Raw genomic sequence first — 2,099 nt, 5'->3', positions numbered from 1 at the left:
CTACCGCGTGGTGACGCAGCTGCGGGAGATGGGCAAGGACGTGGTGGTGGTGGAGAAGCGCGAGGACGCGACGTTCGTGTCCGCGCTGCGCGACGAGAACGTGCCGCTGCTCATCGACGACACGCGCAGCCCGCTGTGCCTGCCCCGCACGCACGTGAAGAAGGCGTCCGCCATCGTCTGCGCGACGGACGACGACCTGGCGAACCTCAACATCGCGCTGGACGCGCGGCGGCTCAACCCGGGCATCCGGGTGGTCATCCGCCTGTTCGACGACGACCTGGGCGCGAAGGTGCGCGACACGTTCAAGGCGGAGGCCCTGTCCAGCTCCTCGCTGGCGGCGCCCGCGATGGCGCTGGCGGCGTTGGATCCGCGGCTCGTGCACTCGTTCCGCATTGGCAAGCACCTGATGGTGGTGTCGCTGTTCGTGGTGCGTGACGGGCTGCCGGGCCTGACGGTGTCGCAGGTGAGGGATCGCTTCGGCGGGCTGGCGCTGTCGCTCATCCGGGGCGCCGAGGAGACGCTGCACCCTCACGGGGAGGTGGTGTTCCAGGCGGGGGACCAGGTCACGATCCAGGCCTCCTATCCGGAGTACTGCACCCTGCGCGTCTTCACCGGCGAGTCGGAAGCGCCGGCCTACGCGGACCACGACAACTTCCTCATGCCCGGGTACCGGCCCACGGGGTGACCCGGCTTGCGAGCAGGCGGGGGGCCGGTTAGGCAGTGCGCGCTTTCTTCCCGAAGGAAAGGCCTGCCCCGTGATGCGCCGTCCCGCTCTCGCCCTCAGCCTCCTGGCCGTGCTGTCCGCCGGCTGTGCGTCGTCCCCGCGCCGTCTGGAAGGGGCGCAGGTGACGCTGGCCTCCCACGCGGACGCGCGCGTGGGCACCTACGTGTCGTCGCCGTGGGGCTTCAGCACGGCGTCGTATTGGATTGAGGGCCCCACGGGGCTCATCCTGGTGGACACGCAGTTCCTGCCGTCCGCGGCGGAGGAGTTCGTCACCTGGGCGGAGTCGGTGACGGGCAAGAAGGCGGAGCTGGCCATCGTGCTGCACGCCAACCCGGACAAGTTCAACGGCACGGACGTGCTGCGCAAGCGTGGCATCCGCGTGGTGACGAGCGAGCAGGTGCGCGCGTCCATCCCGGCCATCCACGAGAAGCGCACGCGGGCGTTCGCCGTGCGGTATGCGCCGGACTACCCGACGGCGCTGCCGCTGCCGGACAGTTTTGGAAGTCAGACGACGGAGCTGAGCGCGGGCGGCGTGACGGTGAAGGCGCACGTGCTGGGCGCGGGGTGCAGCGAGGCGCACGTGGTGGTGGAGTTCGACGGCCACGTGTTCCCCGGCGACCTGGTGGCGAACGACGCGCACAGCTGGCTGGAGATTGGCCGCACGGATGCGTGGCTGGAGCGGCTGGAGGAGCTGAAGGCGCTGCGCCCGAAGGCCGTGCATCCGGGGCGCGGGCCGTCAGGAGACGCGGGGCTGCTGGCGCAGGAGCGGCAGTACCTGGAGCGCGTCATCGCGGAGGTCGCGGCGGAGAAGCCCCAGGGCGCGTTCAACGACGCGGCGGCGGAGCGCATCCGGGGGCGCATCGAGGCGGCGTACCCGGGGCTGCGCTTCCCCGTGTTCCTCAACATCGGCCTGCCGGCGGAGTGGGACCGACAGGCGCGGGCGGCGGGACGTTAGTTGCAGGCCGTGGCGTAGGAGTTCCAGATGGAAGTCATCTGGCCGGAGTTGGTGATGGTGCCATCGCAGGCGCACGTCCGCCGACCGACCTCCACCGTCTTCGCGCTGTCGCTGTAGAAGTAGATCCGCGTGTTCTGTCCCACGCGACACTGCGGCAGGATGGCCTGCTCCGCCGTGTCCAGGTCCGGCGCGGTGGAGGTGTCCCCGGCTTCGACACCGCACGCGGTCAGCAACAGGGGTCCCGTGATCAGCAGGCTCTTCAGCAGATGTCGCATCGTCTCTCCCAGAATTGAAAGACCAGATTAAGCCCACAGGAGTGTTTATGTCGACGGGACGGATGGCAGAGGGCGGGTTCCAGGCAGGTGTCCGGCGTTCGTTCGCTGTGGGCTCGGAGATGGCATGGAGCGCCTGGGGTGAAGG

At 69.7% G+C, this 2,099-nt stretch carries 3 protein-coding genes; 2 read left to right on the top strand and 1 reads right to left on the bottom strand.

The genetic code is table 11. From position 1 onward, the window contains the following. Positions 1 to 685: potassium channel family protein (locus tag D7V93_RS42180; protein WP_208723335.1), on the top strand; the 685-nt coding region annotated here is incomplete at its 5' end. A 73-nt stretch (positions 686 to 758) separates the two neighbouring features. Beyond that, positions 759 to 1,679: an MBL fold metallo-hydrolase gene (locus tag D7V93_RS42175; RefSeq protein WP_120648584.1), complete on the top strand. Its 921-nt coding sequence runs from the start codon at positions 759 to 761 to the stop codon at positions 1,677 to 1,679. On the opposite strand, the gene D7V93_RS42170 is transcribed toward D7V93_RS42175, so the two are convergent. Beyond that, entirely contained in the window at positions 1,676 to 1,954 is a 279-nt protein-coding gene (locus tag D7V93_RS42170; RefSeq protein WP_120648583.1) for a DUF6289 family protein, read from the bottom strand. The genes D7V93_RS42175 and D7V93_RS42170 overlap by 4 nt on opposite strands. Between the last annotated feature and the right edge of the window lie 145 nt (positions 1,955 to 2,099).

It is taken from the genome of Corallococcus llansteffanensis (genome assembly GCF_003612055.1).
Taxonomy (GTDB): domain Bacteria; phylum Myxococcota; class Myxococcia; order Myxococcales; family Myxococcaceae; genus Corallococcus; species Corallococcus llansteffanensis.
The sequence above is the reverse complement of the archived record's forward strand: the minus strand, read 5'-3'. Positions and strand labels throughout refer to the sequence as shown.

Coding starts and splice junctions, on each gene's coding strand:
- D7V93_RS42175 (WP_120648584.1), top strand. CDS start 759: ATGCGCCGTCCCGCTCTCGCCCTCAGCCTCCTGGCCGTGCTGTCCGCC.
- D7V93_RS42170 (WP_120648583.1), bottom strand. CDS start 1,954: ATGCGACATCTGCTGAAGAGCCTGCTGATCACGGGACCCCTGTTGCTG.